We start from the raw sequence: 15,512 nt of genomic DNA on the forward strand, positions 1-15,512 counted from the left end.
ACCGCCACTGGGAGCCAGGTCCAGCACCAGCGGCACGGGACAACGGAGCGTTTCGGCCGGATGGGGGTCCCTCCCTGCTCCTTGAGAGCCTGGGGGAAGGTGCGACCCGGGTGGGGCCCGGACGCTCAGTAGACAACGGCTTTCGGTCGACCCGCAGCCAGCGGGTCCCAGGTCGGCCCGAAGGGCGCCGGGCCCCTAACCGCAGTGCACCGCGGCCCGCCCCTACCCTCCGGCGGTGCCCCTTCACCTTTTGTGCACCCCATATCCGCAATCCGGGCCTCCCGATGTACGGTCAGCTCACCACCACGACCTGCAAGGAAGGCCCGCGACCGTGCCATCGGGTTCCGACACCACCGAAGAAGCCGTCAGCGGCACCTCGCCCGACGGCCAGGTGCCCTGCGCCGAGACGGGCTCCAGCGCCGTGCCGGCGCGCCCCGGGCGCGCCCGGCGGCTCGCCGCTCTGGTCCGCCGGGAGGCGCCGCGCACCGGCCTTGCGGCCGTCTTCGGCATCGCGCTCGGTCTGGCCTTCCCGCCGTACGACCTGTGGCCGCTGTCCCTGGTGGCCGTCGCCGCGCTGTCGCTGCTGACCCGTGGCCGGACCGCCCGCCAGGGTGCCTGGACGGGCTTTGCGTTCGGGCTGCCGTTCTTCCTGGTCCTGCTGAAGTGGCTGCATGTCGTGGGCTGGGACGCGGTGTTCGGCCTCTCGGTGGCCGAGGCGCTCTTCGCGGCGCTGCTGGGCGCGGCGCTCGCCGTCACCTCCCGGCTGCCGGGCGGGCCACTGTGGGCCGCCTGCCTGTGGGTCGCCGAGGAATGGGCCCGCGACCGGCTTCCGTTCGGCGGCTTCCCGTGGGGCCGGCTCGCCTTCGCCAACACCGGCTCGCCGTTCACGCCGATCGCCGCGCTCGGCGGCGCCCCGCTGGTGACCTTCGCGGTGGCGCTGGCCGGTGCCCTGTTGGCCGCCTGCGCCGCCACCCTCTGGGGGCTGCGCGGCAACGGATCGCTGCGCCGGGCCGTCCCGGCCCTGGAAGCGTTCGGGCTCGCCGCCGCGGTCACCCTGGCCGGCCTGGCCGTGCCCGTCCCCACGAAGGCCGACGACACCGTCGATATCGCCGTCGTCCAGGGCAATGTCCAGCAGCCCGGCATGGACTTCCTGGGCCGCCCGATGAGGATCACCGACAATCACGCCACCGCCACCGAGAAGCTGGCCGCCGACGTCAAGGCCGGCCGGGCCAAGAAGCCGGACCTGGTCATCTGGCCGGAGAACTCCTCCGACCTGGACCCGTACCAGTACCCGCAGGCCTACGACCGGATCGACGAGGCCGTGAAGGCCATCGGTGTGCCCGTCCTCGTCGGTGCCCTGGTCGACCACCCCACCAAGAAGGGCTACGTCTTCAACGAGGGCATCGTCTGGGACCCGAAGAAGGGGCCGGGCGCCTCCTACACCAAGCAGCATCCGGTGCCGTTCGGCGAGTATGTGCCGTTCCGGGAGCAGCTCAGCAAGATCATCACGCGTTTCCAGCGGGTGCCCCGCGACTTCTACCCCGGTGACCACACCGGCGTCCTCCACGTGGGCCCCGCCCGGCTCGGCGATGTCATCTGCTTCGAGGTCGCCTACGACCAGATCGTGCACGACACCGTCGACGCCGGTGCCCGCGCCCTGGTGATCCAGACGAACAACGCCACCTACGGGCGCTCCGGCCAGCCCGAGCAGCAGCTGGCGATGTCCAAGCTGCGCGCCGTCGAACACGGCCGGGCCGTGGTCACCGCCGCCACCAGCGGGATCAGCGCGGTGGTCGCCCCGGACGGCAGGATCACCCACCAGATCCCCGAGTTCACCCAGGGTGTGGTCTCCGCGCGTATCCCGCTGCGGGACGAATCGACGCTCGCCGACCGCGTCGGTGCTGCTCCGGAGTGGGCGCTCGCTATCGTGGGGCTTCTGTCCTGTGCCGTCGCGGTAGTCGTCGGCCGGCGCGGGCGTACGAAGGACGAGAAGGGACAGCAGTGACAGACGGTCAGCGGCAATACGGCCCGCTCGGCACCACGTTGGTGATCATTCCGACGTACAACGAGGCGGAGAACATCCAGCCGATCGTCTCGCGGGTGCGGACCGCCGTCCCCGAGGCCCATGTCCTCGTCGCGGACGACAACAGTCCTGACGGCACCGGCAAGTTCGCCGATGAACTGGCCGCCGGCGACGAGCACGTCCATGTCCTGCACCGCAAGGGCAAGGAAGGCCTCGGCGCCGCCTACCTCGCCGGCTTCCAGTGGGGCATCGACAACGGCTACGACGTGCTGGTCGAGATGGACGCCGACGGCTCGCACCAGCCCGAGGAACTGCCGCGGCTGCTCACCGCCCTCAAGGGCGCCGATCTCGTCCTCGGTTCGCGCTGGGTGCCCGGCGGCCGCACCGTCAACTGGCCCAAGTACCGCCAGCTCATCTCCCGCGGGGGCAGTACGTACTCCCGGCTGGTGCTGGACCTGCCGCTGCGTGACATCACCGGCGGCTACCGTGCCTTCCGCGCGGAGGCCCTCAAGGGGCTGGGCCTGGACGACGTGGCCTCCCAGGGCTACTGCTTCCAGGTCGACCTCGCCCGCCGTGCCGTGCAGGCCGGCTATCACGTCGTCGAGGTGCCGATCACCTTCGTCGAGCGGGAGCTGGGCGACAGCAAGATGAGCCGGGACATCGTCGTGGAGGCGCTGTGGCGGGTCACCGCCTGGGGCGTCGGCTCCCGGGTGGACAAGATCCGCGGCCGCTGACGCCGGGTGCGGTGCGCCTGCCCGCTCGGAGACGATCCCTCGCGGGCGACCCTCAGGGGGTGTGCGGGGACGGGCCAGGCACACTTGAGGCATGACGTTCGGAGCCACGCCATCGCCGAGTCCCCGCCCGCCCCAGCGCTCGCGCGCCCGCCGCTTCGTCCCCTTGGGCATCGCCGCCTGGATGGTGCTGGAGATCTGGCTGCTGACCGTGGTCGCCGGGGCCACCAGCGGACTGACGGTTTTCCTCCTGCTGGTCGCCGGGGTGATCCTCGGCGGCTATGTGGTCAAGCGGGCCGGCCGTCGCGCCTGGCGCAACCTCACCGAGAGCTTGCAGACCACCGGCGACCCGGCGGCCTCCGGCAGCTCCGCGTCGTCCGACGACGCCAAGTCCGCTGACGGCAAGCCCGCCGGCGGCAAGCCGGGGAGCGGCAAGTCCGGCAGCGGCAAGTCGGGGAGCGGCAATACGCTCCCGATGGCCGGTGGGCTGCTGCTGATGATTCCCGGGCTGGTGTCCGACGCGCTGGGGCTGCTCTGCCTCTTCCCGCCGACCGGGAAGCTGATCCAGCGCCGCGCCGAGAAGCTGCTGACCCGGCGGTCGGGCCACGGCTACGCCCCCGGCTCGTTCGGTGACGCCTTCGAGCAGGCCCGGATGCACCGGCCCGACGGCAAGGTCGTCCAGGGCGAGGTCATCCGTGAGGACGAGCCTTCCTCCCCGCGTCGCCAGGACCCGCCGCTGACCGGCTGAGCACTCCGGCGTCCGGAGTGTACGAACCGCGGACACAGCAAGGGCCGGGGCCACTGCACTGCGCAGTGGCCCCGGCCCTTCGTGCTGCTTGGCGCAGGCCCGTTGTCAGGCGGACTTGCGGTTGCTGTCGCGCGGATGCACGGCAATGTTCATGGTGCCGGAGCGCAGGACGGCCAGCCTTTCGGCCAGCACCTCCTCGAGCTCCTCGCGGGTGCGCCGCTCCATGAGCATGTCCCAGTGCGTACGCGCGGGCTTACCCTTCTTTTCCTCAGGGCCATCGCCATCCACCAGAAGCGAGGGTGCACCACATACCTTGCACTCCCACTCCGGCGGAATCTCGGCCTCAACCGAGAACGGCATCTCGAATCGATGTCCGTTCTCGCATGCGTACTCCACCGCCTGGCGCGGGGCCAGGTCGATGCCGCGGTCGGTCTCGTAGCTGGTCACCACGAGTCGCGTGCCGCGGAGAGCTCGCTCACTCATGAATCGTGCCTCCCGGGCTTGTCGCCCACAGGACAGGTGTCGCTGTCGTCGTCATCCGGTCAACGTCCGGTCGGCGGTGAAGATTCCCGAAATCGCAATTCGGGACATGCGCCCACCCGTCGCCCACCACCGCCCATGATGGAGGCGCTGTGCGCCGCTGCCTTCCTTCGTGCCGCCCCTTGTTGTACCCACCAGCGCCCGGTTTGTCACATCTGCCAGCAGATGTCACCCAGCGCCATCCATAGTTAAGCGCGCAGTAACGGTCCGCCTGGTGAGCCAAAGGCGTACACTACCGCCCCGCGCCCCCTGGGACTAAATCCGGTCAGGCACAGGATTTCCGGCCGCCGCGATCGCCCGCCCCACCGGCACCCTCGCCAGCAGGACAAAACCGATCACAAAGAACGCCACCAGGGACACGATGGCATCCCGGTAGCTCCCGGTGAGCTGATAGGCCACCCCGAACACCAGCGGTCCCAGCCAGCTCACGCCCCGGTCGCTCATCTCGTACGCGGAAAAGTATTCCGCTTCTTTGCCGCGCGGCACCAGATGCGAGAACAGCGAACGCGACAACGCCTGGCTTCCGCCCAGGACCAGGCCGATGCCGACGGCCAGCCCGAAGAACCACCCCGGTGCCTTCGCCGGCAGGAAGTAGCCGGCCGCGATCGTCAGCACCCAGGCCACCAGTGAGCCGAGGATCGTCCGCTGGGCGCCGTACCGTGCGGCGAGGCGTCCCATCAGCAGGGCGCCGGCCGCGGCCAGCACCTGCACCAGCAGGACCGCCACGATCAGCGTCGTCTGGTCCAGGCCGAGCTCCTCGGACCCGTACACGGACGCCTGGGTGATCACTGTCTGCACCCCGTCGTTGTAGACGAGGTAGGCCAGGAGGAAGGACAGCGTGAGGGGGTGGCGGCGCAGTTCGCGCAGCGTCTCCCGGAGCTGCTGCCACCCCTGGCCGAGCGTGGCGGCGCCGGCCCCGGCGGGCTTCTCGGTCACGGCCGCCCGTCTGTCGCGCAGCCGGCGCAGCGGAATCACCGAGAACGCGCCCCACCACAGTCCCGCCGACGCCAGGCAGATGCGCACCGCGGTGCCCGAGGAGAGGCCGAAGGAGTCGTGCGCGCCGTAGAGCACCAGGTTGGCGATCAGGACCAGCGCTCCGCCCGCGTAGCCGAAGGCCCAGCCGCGCGAGGAGACCGCGTCCCGTTCGTCGGGCGGGGCGATCTGCGGCAGGAAGGAGTTGTAGAGCATCATCGACACCACGAACGAGACGTTCGCGACGACCAGCAGCGCCCCGCCCAGCAGGTAGCGCTCGCCGCCCAGGAAGAACATCCCCGTCGTCGCCGCGGCGCCCGTGTAGGCGCAGCCGCCGAGCAGCGGCTTCTTCCGGCCGCTCCGGTCGGCCAGCGCCCCGGCGAGCGGCATCGCCAGCACCGACAGCAGCAGCGACGCGGACACCGCATACGCATAGAAGGAGCCCGCCCGGACCGGGATGCCCAGCGGGTGGACAAAGCCCTCCGCGTCCGCAGCGGCCTTCGCCACCGAGGTCAGATACGGCCCCAGGAACACGGTCAGGACGGTCGTCGAATAGACGCTGTTGGCCCAGTCGTACCAGTACCAGCCGCGCTGTTCGCGGCGCCGGGCGGCCGCCTCGTCCACGCCCTCGGCCACGGCCTGTGCGCTCTCCATGCCCACCCCCGTCATCCTGTCCCCGTTCACGGCGTCGGACGACGGCTCGACGGAGCCGGCCCTATCCCCAGCATCCTCGCTCGGTCAGCACCGTCCGCAGCGTCTCGATGTGATCGGTCATGATGCCATCCACGCCGAGGTCCAGGAGTGCGGTCATCCGATCCGCGTCATTGACCGTCCAGACATGGACCTGCATGCCCAGCGCGTGCGCGGCGCGCAGGAACAGCGGATCGACGACGGGGAGACCGGACTGCCGCTCGGGGACCTGTACGCAGACCGCGCTGCGCCGCACCGCCGCACCCAGCAGGCGGTCGAGCGGCAGCACCCCGCGGCCGTACGACCGCAGCCGCAGGCCGGCCACGCCGCGGGTGCCGAGCGAGCTCGCCATCCGCCGGCCGGCCAGCCGCTGGGCGCGGGCCACCCGGGCCTCCGAGAACGAGCCGACGCACACCCGGTCCCAGGCGTTGGTGCGGCGCAGCAGGCCGAGCAGTGGTGCGAGGGCGGCCTCCGCCTTGAGGTCGACGTTCCAGCGGGCCTCGGGGAACTCCTCCAGCAGCTCCTCGAAGAGCGGCAGCGGCTCCCGCCCGCCGACCCGGGCCCGGCCCACCGCGCGCCAGGGGAGCTGCCCGATGGCGCCGCGGGCGTCGGTGACGCGGTCGAGTGTCGCGTCGTGGAAGGCGACGAGCTTTCCGTCCGATGTGGCGTGCACATCGGTCTCCAGATAGCGGTAGCCGAGGCCGACCGCGCGGCGGAAGGCGGCGGCGGTGTTCTCCAGGCCCCCGGCCGCCCCGCCCCGGTGGGCGAAGGCGAGCGGCACGGGGTGGTCGAGATAGGCGTGGCGGATGCGTATCGCTGAGGTCACTCCGGCAGTATCGCGTGCTCGGGTGAAGCCCCTCCGCGGGCCACCACCGGCGACGGCTTCCCGGGCCGGTCCTCGATCGCGAAGCGGCGGAGGAAGAACTGCGCCAGTGGCCCGATGGCCAGCGCATAGACCACCGTGCCGGCCCCGACCGAGCCGCCGAGCAGGAAGCCGGCCGCGAGCACCGTCACCTCGATGCAGGTCCGCACCAGCCGCACCGGACGGCCGGTCCGCAGATGCAGCCCGGTCATCAGCCCGTCGCGCGGCCCCGGGCCGTAATCGGCGGAGATGTACAGGCCGGTCGCGGCGCCGTTGAGGAGGACGGCGCCCGCCAGCAGCGGGATACGGGCGCCCAGCGAGTGCAGCTCCGGCGTCCAGGCCAGCGTCGCGTCCATCACCAGCCCGAGGATCACCACATTGGACACCGTGCCCAGGCCGGGACGCTGGCGCAGCGGGATCCACAGCAGCAGGATCAGCGCGCCGGACACGATGGTGACCGTGCCGATCGACAGGCCCGTATGGCGGGATATGCCCTGGTTCAGCACGCTCCATGGCTCCAGGCCCAGCTCGGCCCGCAGCATCAGCCCCATGCTCACGCCGTACAGCGTCAGTCCCGTATAGAGCTGGACCAGCCGGCGTGCGGGCAGTCCCCTCCTCCGGCCGGATTCCTCGATCATGGACACAACATTTCCCCCTCCTGGCAGGATTGGACCGACGCATGACACCATGTGGCGTGTCCGGGCTCGGGAAGTAGAGCCAATCTGGGGAAGGTGGACTGATCTTCATGGCTCAGTGGACTTCAGCAGTGGGTGCGCCCCAACTTGCCCGGCTGCTCCAGTCGCAGGACCCGCGCGATGCCCAACTCACGGCTGCCGGCCGCCGGTTGCCCGCCTACCGCAGCCTCGCCGACGGCGTCCGCCTCCTCGTACTGGAAGGCCGGGTACCGGTCGCCGCGCGCCTGCCCGCCGAGCGCGAGCTGGCCGCGGCCTTCGGCGTCAGCCGCACCACCGTGGCCGCCGCCTACGAAGCGCTGCGCGCCGAGGGGTTCCTGGAGTCCCGGCGCGGCTCCGGCAGTTGGACCGCCGTCCCGGCAGGCAACCCGCTGCCCACCCGCGGCCTGGAACCGCTGCCCCCGGAGGCCGCCGGCTCCATGATCGACCTCGGCTGTGCCGCCCTCCCGGCTCCCGAACCCTGGCTCACCCGCGCCTTCCAGGGCGCGATGGCCGACCTTCCGCTCTACGCCCACACGCACGGCGACTACCCCGCCGGTCTGCCCGTCCTGCGTCAGGCCCTCGCGGACCGCTACACCGCGCGCGGCATCCCCACCATGCCCGAACAGATCATGGTGACGACGGGCGCGATGGGCGCGGTGGCCGCGATCTGCCGGCTGTGTACGAGCCCCGGCGAGCGGGTGGCCGTCGACTCCCCGTCCTACGCCAACATCCTCCAGCTGATGCGGGACGCCGGCGCCCGGCTCGTCCCGGTCGCGCTCGCGGACAAGCTGGCCGGCTGGGACCTCCCCGTCTGGCGCCAGGTGATGCGTGACGCCGCGCCCCGTATGGCGTATGTCGTCGCCGACTTCCACAACCCCACCGGCTCCCTCGCCACCGAGGACCAGCGCCGTCGCCTTGTCGATGCCGCCCGGTCGGCAGGCACCCTGCTCGTCGTCGACGAGACCATGACCGAACTCCAGCTGGACCACGACACCGAACCGCCCCGCCCGGTCTGCGCATTCGACCCGGCCGGCAGCGCGGTGATCACCGTCGGCTCGGCGAGCAAGGCGTTCTGGGCCGGGATGCGGATCGGCTGGGTGCGCGCCGCCCCCGACATCATCCGCAGTCTGGTCGCCGCCCGTGCCTACTCCGACCTGGGCTCACCGGTCCTCGAACAGCTCGCCATCGCCTCGCTCCTGGAGACCGGCGGCTGGGAAGCGGCCGTCGGCATCCGCCGCGAGCAGGCCCGCGAGAACCGCGATGCGATCGTCGAGGCGCTGCACCGGCACCTCCCCGACTGGGAGTTCAGCGTCCCCCGCGGCGGTCTCACCCTCTGGGCGCGTACGGGCGGACTCTCCGGCTCCCGGATCGCCGAGGCGGGGGAGCGGCTCGGGGTGCGGGTGCCCTCCGGCCCGCGGTTCGGTGTCGACGGCGCCTTCGAGGGCTTCGTACGGCTGCCGTTCACGGTCAACGGAGCCGTCGCCGACGAGGCCGCGGTCCGGCTGGCCGGCGCCGCGCGACTGGTGGCGACGGGCGCGCCGGTGGATACGGAGATGCGGCATACGTTCGTGGCTTGAGGGCTGGACAGCCTGGCGGCCGGACGGCGGACCGCCCGGCCTCGGCGGGGGAGTCTCACCCCTCGGCGCGGACGGCCTCCGCCGACCCGTTGACGACTCGGGTTTCGCCGCGCTGGACGGACCGGACCCGCGAGGCCGCGCCCACCGGCTCGGCCGAGGAACCGGCCTGCTCGGTATCCGATGCCGCACCGTCCGCACTGCCCGCACCGTCCGCAGGGCCCGCACCGCCCGCACCGTCCGCACCGTCCGCAGGGCCCGCACCGCCCGCCGCGGTCCCGCCGTCCGGTGTCACCACGGCGGCACCCGCGGACTTGCTGACGCTCACCGGCCTGCCGGCGTCCGCAGAGCTGCTCACGTCCTCCGGCTTCCGGACGTCCACCGGCTTGTCGGCATCCGTGGACCTGCCGCCGGTCACCGGCTCGGCCGGTCGCGACCCGTCGGCCGGGACCGTACGCTCCGGCAGCAGTGCCAGGACGGCCTGCCGGTGCGCCTGGCCGGTGGCGTCGTCGAGCGGGTCGGGGGTGGCCGGCACCTGGAGCCGCAGGACGGGAGCGGATCCCAGGCGCGCATAGCCGCGCCCCGGCGGCACGCTCGCGACCGGCGTGGTGTGCGGCGGCGCCCCGAGCACCGCCCGTACCTCTTCCGCCGTGGCGGGGCCGAGCACCACCCGCGCCTTGGTGTGCGCCCGCACCGGCTCGCTCAGCAGCTCGGCGCTCTCGAACTGATCGGCCACGACCACCGTGACCTGGGCGGCCCGGCCGTGCCGCAGCGGCACCTGAAGCCACCGCTGGGGATCTTCCCGGCCCTCCGCGACCGCGATGTGGGCCAGCGCCGTCGGACGGTCCGCAAGGATCCACAGCGGCCGCCGGGTGTCCTCCGGCGCGGACCGGCCGGCCTGTCGCGCCCGGTTCGCCGCGATCAGCCGCCGCTCGGTCTCGTGGGACGCCCACTCCAGGGTCGCCAGTGCCCCCGCGAGACCGCTCTCCACCCCCAGTACGCCCTGCCGCCCCACCAGGCACCCGTACTCGCCGGTGCCGCTGCCGTCGATGACCAGCACCTCGCCGTGTTGCAGCGCCTGGAGCGCGATCGAGCGCAGCAGGGTCGTGGCGCCCGTCCCCGGCTGCCCCAGGATGAGCAGATGCGGTTCGGTGGAGCGCTGTCCGGTGCGCCAGAGCACCGGCGGCGCGTCCCGTCGCTCCTCCCCGGCGGTGACCGGCAGGGTCCGCTGGACGGCGTCCGGGTCGGTGAACCCGAGCACGGTCTCGCCCGGTGAGGTGACGAAGCGCTGCGCGACGAGATCGGTGGGCAGTGCGCCGAGCGCGGTCAGGGTCAGCTGATTGGCCAGCTCGTCCCATACGAAGTGGTACTCCCGGCCACGTCCGGCCTTGGCGTACAGCACCTGCTCGATGCGGACCCGGGACTGGTCCTCGCCGTCGGTGAAGTACGCCGGGTACTTCAGCTGCAACCGTTCGATCCGCCCGCCCTCGTCGAAGGCGTACTCGGGGAAGACCCGCTCCCAGTCACCGTCGTGCGCATAGAGCGGACTGGGGTCGCCGTCGACGGAGAAGTACGGCACCAGCGCCTCGTAGAGCGCCCGCAGCCGCTCCCGCTCGGCCTCAGCGGGCCCGGTGTCCACGGGCGTACGCTCCCGTCCGGCCCAGGCCCCCGCGCCCATCACCGTGACCAGGGCGAGCAGCGGCCCGTACGGCACCAGGCAGACGACCAGCACACACGCGCCGACGAAGAAGGCCAGCGGGCCGCGGTGATCACGGGGCGTCTCGACCCAGCGCCCTCGGCCCGCCGCACCCAGCCGGCGCAGTCCCCGGCCGATGGTGATCAGCGGATGGAACACGTCGGAGGCGCTGTCGGCAGCGGTGCGTGCGAATTCGCGACTGCGGGCGAGGGAGGTGCTGTTGGCCATGCGGGCGAGCGGTGCGCTGTCGGTCAGGATGCGGGGCAGGGGGCGCCGGGCCACATCGTCTCCTGTTGCTCGTGCGGTCGTCGTGGGGGCGGGCTCGGTGCGGGCGGCGAGCCGGGAGAGTGCTGCACGCGGAGCCGCCCGGACGGGAGGTGCTGCGGTCCGTTCGGGCGGGACCCGCGGAGTGGGGCCGGAGGCTCCGACAGCCCTAGGGCCTGATCCAAACGACAGGCCCTAGATCTTGATCCCCCCGAGGAGGCTCGCCAGGCTCGCCCCGCCGGCCTTGATGCTGGGGGCGATGGCGGAGCTGGCGAGATAGAACCCGAAGAGCGCGGAGACCAGTGCATGCGACAACTTCAGGCCGTCTTTGCGGAAGAAGAGGAAGACGATGACACCGAGCAGGACGACGCCGGAAATGGACAGAATCATGGGGGGTTCTCTCCTGGGTGGTGGGGACGGACACCATGAGTTCTTCCAGCCTCACAGCACGTATCAAGCCACGAAAGCTGCAAATGGGTGATTTGTCGTGGAAATTCCCTAAATGGGTGTAGTTCCCGAGCATGCCGCCGCCGCGTGTGCTCGGCGTGTCGCGGCCCCGGCCCGCCGACCCGGCACAATCGTGGGGTGTCGAAGCCGAAGAGCCCGAAGAACGCGAAGAACCCGAAGAAGCTGAGCAGGCCGAAGGACGCGTCCCGCCGCCCGGAACCTGCGGTCACCCCCGCCTCGCCGTGTCCCTGCGGACGCGCCGAGGCCTACCGCGACTGCTGTGCCGCCTTCCACCAGGGCCGCGCCGCCGCCCCGACCGCCGAGCGCCTGATGCGCTCGCGCTACAGCGCCTTCGCCGTCGGTGACACCGGCTATCTGCTGCGCACCTGGCACCCCACCACCCGCCCCGGCAGCCTCGACCTCGAACCGGCACAGCGCTGGACCGGCCTGGACATCCTCGGCACCACCGGTGGCAGTGCCTTCCACACCGAGGGCACGGTGGAATTCCGCGCGCACTTCCGCGTGCACGGCCACGCCGACAGCCAGTACGAGAACAGTCGCTTCGTCCGCGAGGACGGCCAGTGGGTCTATCTGGACGCGCTGTCGTCGGTGTGAGAGCACCTTTGCCGACGCCGTCGACGAAGGCGCGTCAGTGGTGGTGGCCCTGGCGGCCGAGGGTCTCCACTGGGGTCGCGCCGGGGCGGGTCCACTGGGGCACGGGCCGGCTGGTCGGGCCCCAGGTGGCGTTCCCGTCCGCGTCCGAGCGCCAGTACCAGCAGGCCTGGCGGCCCTCGGACGGGTACCCCTCGCGGACATCGCCGATCACGGGCCGGCCCTCGGGATTGTCCTCCCACGCCTCGCCGCGGCCGTAGGGCGTCATGTCGAGCAGGCCGAGGGACCCGTTGACCGGCTCGTTGCCACGGCCCGTCGTGGAGTAGGTGAGGAACACGCGGTCACCGTCGCGCAGGAAACAGGCGAGGTGCCCCATTTCTCCGCCGACCGGCGCCGCCACGCCCCGCACCGAGTACCAGGGCTGGGTGTACCCCATGAACGCGACATAGCGAGCCACCTCGTCCCACGGGCCCGAGGTCAGGACGGCGAACGAGACGCCCCGGGCGTTGAGGTAGACGGCGTCCTTCATGTGCCAGGCCGTGGTGGTGCAGCCCTCGCACTGCCCCTGGTGCGGCGCGCCGTCGTACCACATGTGCTGATAGACCACGAGCTCGTCGCGGCCCTGGAACAGGTCGAGGAACGGGACCGGCCCGTCGGCGCCGGTGACCTCGACCGTGCCGTCGAGCTCGACCATCGGCAGCCGCCGCCGGGCCGCGGCGATCGCGTCGCCCTCATGGGTGTGCGCCTTCTCGCGGACCAGCAGCTCCTCGCGCGCCGCCTGCCAGGTGGCCAGGTCGACGACGGGCGGCTTGCCGGGGAGGTCGCTGCTCGCGCTGCCGGGCGTGGTCGTCATGGTGTCCTCCGTGGTGTCTCGTGCCGGACGGCGTCGTACGACGTGCGACGCTCACCGGAACAGACTCGCGACCCGGCCGGAACTCATCGCGGCAGGCGGCGCTTTCGGCCGAGCCTGCACGGACCCGGTCGGGCCGACAAGTTCACGGACGCGCTCCAAGACGGGCCGGCGGGGGCGTACCTGGCGGGCGGGCCGGATCGCCCCCGGGCCGGTCCGCTCGGCGGCAGATCCTCAGGGGCGCAGGTCCGGTCCGGTCGCGTGCCCGCGCAGCTGGTCGATCTCGCGGCGCTCGCGCTTGGTGGGACGCCCGGCGCCGCGGTCGCGGAGCGCGATCACCGGAACCTCCTCGCGCGGCGGGGCCGGCGGGCTGTTGTCGATGAAGCATTCGGCGGCGACGGCCGCACCCACCCGCTTGCGCACCAGCCGCGAGACGACCACGATCCGCTCGCGGCCCGCGTGCCGCAGCCGCACCTCGTCGCCGTTGCGCACGGCGTGGGCCGGCTTCACCCGTTCGCCGTTGACCCGTACGTGCCCCGCGCGACAGGCCGCCGCGGCCAGCGAACGCGTCTTGGTGAGCCGCACGGACCAGATCCAGCTGTCGATGCGGGTGGTCCCCTCGTCTGAAGCCATACCAAGACTCTAGAACGGCCGCCCCGGTGCGCGAGGGGCCGACGGACTCCGGGCCTGTCCGCCGACCCGCTGGACGGCACCCTCAGGCGGACGACTGCCGGCCCGTCTTCTTTGCCGGTGCTTTCTTGGCGGTGCTCTTGGACGCCGTCTTCTTGGACGCCGTCTGCTTGGACGTGCCGCCGGTCGTGCCGCGGCTGCTGGTGGTCTTCTTCGCCGTCGCAGCGGCCTTCGGCGCGGCAGCCGTCTTCTTCGCGGCAGTCTTCTTCGCGGCCGCCGGGGCGGTCTTCTTCGCCGCCTTCTTCGTCGCCGTGCCGCTCCGCTTGCCGCCGCCCGGCGCCGCCTCGCTCTTCTTCGTCGTCTTCCGCCCCCGTATGGGTGTCACGGACGCCGACTCCTCCTGTGCGTCGCCCTCCCCGCCGCCCCGCGCCGCCCGCAGGCTCTTCTCCAGCGCCGCCGTCAGATCGAGGACCCGGGCCCCGGAGGCGCCCGATGCGGAGGGGGCGGCCGGCTCCTCGCCCTCCAGTTTGGCGGCGACCAGCTCCTCGACGGCCTCGCGGTAGTCGTCGTGGAGCTCCTCGGGGTCCAGCTCGCCCAGGGAGTCCATCAGCGTCTCGGCCAGCGTCAGCTCGTTCTCGCGAAGCTCGACATCGTCGGGCACCACACCGGTGGCGGGCCGGATCTGATCCGGCCACAGCAGCGTGTGCATCACGATCGCCCCGTCGTGCGCCCGCAGCATCGCCAGCGACTCCCGCCCCCGCATCGCCACCTTGCCGACCGCGACCCTCTGATGGTGCTCCAGCGCCTCCCGCAGCAGCGTGTACGGCTTGATGGCGGAGGCTCCGTTGGGCCCCAGGTAGTAGGCCTTGTCCAGCTGGAGCGGGTCGATCTCACCGGGGTCGGCGAACGACAGGATCGACAGTGTCTTGGCGGTCGGCATCGGCAGCTGGGACAGATCGTCGTCGGTGATCGGCACGATGGTCTCGTCGCCCGGCGCCTGATAGCCCTTGCCGACCTCCTCGTTCGGGACCTCCTTGCCGTCCAGCTCGCAGATCTTGCGGTACTGGATCTGTGCGCCGTCCTTCTCATGGATGCGCACGAAAGAGACCGACGAGGTGCGGTCGGTGGCGCTGTAGGTCTTCACGGGGATGGTGACCAGACCGAACGATATGGACCCATTCCAGATAGATCGCATCTTTCATCCCTTGTGTGGGATTCTCATCGTATGTCGCCGATCACTGTCGTGGAGGGGCGACGCCTCTCGCTGACCAACCTGGACAAGGTCCTCTATGCCGAGACCGGCACCACCAAGGGCGAGGTGCTGCACTACTGCACCACGGTCGCCGGCCCGCTGCTCGCCCACCTCCACGACCGGCCGCTCTCCTTCCTGCGCTACCCCGACGGACCGGACGGCCAGCGCTTCTTCACCAAGAACGTGCCGCCCGGCACACCCTCCTGGGTGAAGACCTGCGAGGTCCCCCATTCGACGTCCGGACCCGCCCGGCAGGTCCTGCTCCAGGACCTGCCCGCGCTGGTCTGGGCCGCGAACCTGGTCGTCGAACTGCACACCCCCCAGTGGACGTGCCGGGCCCCGGGCATCGCCGACCGCCTCGTCCTCGACCTCGATCCCGGCGCCCCGGCCACCATCGTGGAGTGCTGCACCGCGGCCCGGTGGCTGCGCGACCGGATGGCCGCCGACGGCCTGGACGTCTACGCCAAGACCAGCGGCTCCAAGGGCCTGCACCTCATCGTGGCCGTCGAACCCACCTCCTCCGAGCGGACCACCGCCTACGCCAGGACCCTCGCCGTCGAGGCCGCGGCGGCCCTCCCCGACCTCGTCGTGCACAAGATGACCAAGGCCCTGCGCCCCGGCAAGGTCTTCATCGACTTCTCCCAGAACGCCGCCGCCAAGACCACCGCCGCCGCCTACACCCTGCGCGCCCGCCCCACCCCCACCGTCTCGGCCCCGGTCACCTGGGACGAGATCGCCGAGTGCCGTGACCCCTCTCAACTCACCTTCCTCTTCAGCGAGATCGCACCCCGCTGCGCCCACCACGGAGACCTGCTCGCCCCGCTCCTCGATCCCGACCGGGCCCGTCCGCTGCCCCCTGCGAAGCCCTCCCGTGCGCCCGGGGCGCCCAATCGGCCCAGGTCCACCCGGGGTTCGACGTAGATTGACGGAATGCTGGAGGGGACACC

The 15,512-nt window shown here is 71.9% G+C and carries 15 protein-coding genes; 6 read left to right on the top strand and 9 right to left on the bottom strand.

The window, feature by feature from the left end; genetic code table 11:
* The first annotated feature begins 331 nt into the window (after positions 1-331).
* The 3 genes from lnt to fxsA all read left to right on the top strand — a co-directional run bounded on the left by lnt (position 332) and on the right by fxsA (position 3,502).
* Positions 332-2,005 carry an apolipoprotein N-acyltransferase gene (gene lnt / locus M8I34_RS28240; RefSeq protein ID WP_250053945.1) on the top strand — a complete coding sequence of 558 codons (1,674 nt, stop codon included), beginning with the start codon at positions 332-334 and terminating at the stop codon, positions 2,003-2,005.
* Positions 2,002-2,757, top strand: a complete 756-nt coding sequence (locus M8I34_RS28245; RefSeq protein WP_250053947.1) for a polyprenol monophosphomannose synthase — start codon at positions 2,002-2,004, stop codon at positions 2,755-2,757. The genes lnt and M8I34_RS28245 overlap by 4 nt, the downstream gene beginning before the upstream one ends.
* A gap of 91 nt (positions 2,758-2,848) precedes the next feature.
* Positions 2,849-3,502: an FxsA family membrane protein gene (gene fxsA / locus M8I34_RS28250; RefSeq protein WP_250053949.1), complete on the top strand. Its 654-nt coding sequence runs from the start codon at positions 2,849-2,851 to the stop codon at positions 3,500-3,502.
* A gap of 105 nt (positions 3,503-3,607) precedes the next feature.
* On the opposite strand, the gene M8I34_RS28255 is transcribed toward fxsA, so the two are convergent.
* The 4 genes from M8I34_RS28255 to M8I34_RS28270 all read right to left on the bottom strand — a co-directional run bounded on the left by M8I34_RS28255 (position 3,608) and on the right by M8I34_RS28270 (position 7,204).
* The gene (locus tag M8I34_RS28255; protein ID WP_030080286.1) at positions 3,608-3,985 is read right to left on the bottom strand and encodes an RNA polymerase-binding protein RbpA; all 378 of its coding nucleotides are present in this window, start codon (positions 3,983-3,985) and stop codon (positions 3,608-3,610) included.
* A gap of 312 nt (positions 3,986-4,297) precedes the next feature.
* Complete coding sequence (locus M8I34_RS28260) at positions 4,298-5,668, bottom strand: MFS transporter (RefSeq protein WP_250053951.1); 1,371 nt, start codon at positions 5,666-5,668, stop codon at positions 4,298-4,300.
* 61 nt (positions 5,669-5,729) lie between these two features.
* Positions 5,730-6,530, bottom strand: a complete 801-nt coding sequence (locus M8I34_RS28265; protein ID WP_374211002.1) for a glycerophosphodiester phosphodiesterase family protein — start codon at positions 6,528-6,530, stop codon at positions 5,730-5,732.
* Entirely contained in the window at positions 6,527-7,204 is a 678-nt protein-coding gene (locus M8I34_RS28270) for a YitT family protein (RefSeq protein WP_250053953.1), read from the bottom strand. The genes M8I34_RS28265 and M8I34_RS28270 overlap by 4 nt, the downstream gene beginning before the upstream one ends.
* A 107-nt stretch (positions 7,205-7,311) precedes the next feature.
* Here M8I34_RS28270 and M8I34_RS28275 point away from each other — a divergent pair, with 107 nt between their 5' ends.
* On the top strand, positions 7,312-8,817 hold the full coding sequence (locus tag M8I34_RS28275) for a PLP-dependent aminotransferase family protein (protein ID WP_250053955.1): 1,506 nt from the start codon (positions 7,312-7,314) through the stop codon (positions 8,815-8,817).
* Between the two features lie 55 nt (positions 8,818-8,872).
* Here the strand turns inward: M8I34_RS28275 and M8I34_RS28280 are convergent, their stop codons facing one another.
* Positions 8,873-10,792, bottom strand: a complete 1,920-nt coding sequence (locus M8I34_RS28280) for a hypothetical protein (protein WP_250053958.1) — start codon at positions 10,790-10,792, stop codon at positions 8,873-8,875.
* 177 nt (positions 10,793-10,969) lie between these two features.
* A complete protein-coding gene (locus tag M8I34_RS28285; protein ID WP_018092434.1) occupies positions 10,970-11,164 on the bottom strand; it encodes a hypothetical protein in 195 nt (64 codons plus the stop codon).
* 240 nt (positions 11,165-11,404) lie between these two features.
* On the opposite strand from M8I34_RS28285, the gene M8I34_RS28290 reads away from it, so the two are divergent.
* Entirely contained in the window at positions 11,405-11,836 is a 432-nt protein-coding gene (locus M8I34_RS28290) for a YchJ family protein (RefSeq protein WP_250054046.1), read from the top strand.
* Positions 11,837-11,870: 34 nt separating this feature from the next.
* Here the strand turns inward: M8I34_RS28290 and M8I34_RS28295 are convergent, their stop codons facing one another.
* From M8I34_RS28295 to M8I34_RS28305, 3 genes are all read right to left on the bottom strand, one after another.
* Positions 11,871-12,686, bottom strand: a complete 816-nt coding sequence (locus M8I34_RS28295; RefSeq protein WP_250053960.1) for a DUF899 domain-containing protein — start codon at positions 12,684-12,686, stop codon at positions 11,871-11,873.
* A 231-nt stretch (positions 12,687-12,917) separates the two neighbouring features.
* Complete coding sequence (locus M8I34_RS28300) at positions 12,918-13,316, bottom strand: RNA-binding S4 domain-containing protein (protein ID WP_244417332.1); 399 nt, start codon at positions 13,314-13,316, stop codon at positions 12,918-12,920.
* Between the two features lie 82 nt (positions 13,317-13,398).
* On the bottom strand, positions 13,399-14,508 hold the full coding sequence (locus M8I34_RS28305) for a Ku protein (protein WP_250053962.1): 1,110 nt from the start codon (positions 14,506-14,508) through the stop codon (positions 13,399-13,401).
* Between the two features lie 30 nt (positions 14,509-14,538).
* On the opposite strand from M8I34_RS28305, the gene ligD reads away from it, so the two are divergent.
* Positions 14,539-15,486 (top strand): non-homologous end-joining DNA ligase, encoded by a 948-nt coding sequence (ligD, locus tag M8I34_RS28310; protein ID WP_250053964.1) that lies wholly within the window; start codon positions 14,539-14,541, stop codon positions 15,484-15,486.
* The last annotated feature ends 26 nt before the right edge of the window (positions 15,487-15,512 follow it).

Origin of the sequence: Streptomyces sp. MCA2, assembly GCF_023544705.1 — a bacterium.
Classification (GTDB): domain Bacteria; phylum Actinomycetota; class Actinomycetes; order Streptomycetales; family Streptomycetaceae; genus Streptomyces; species Streptomyces decoyicus.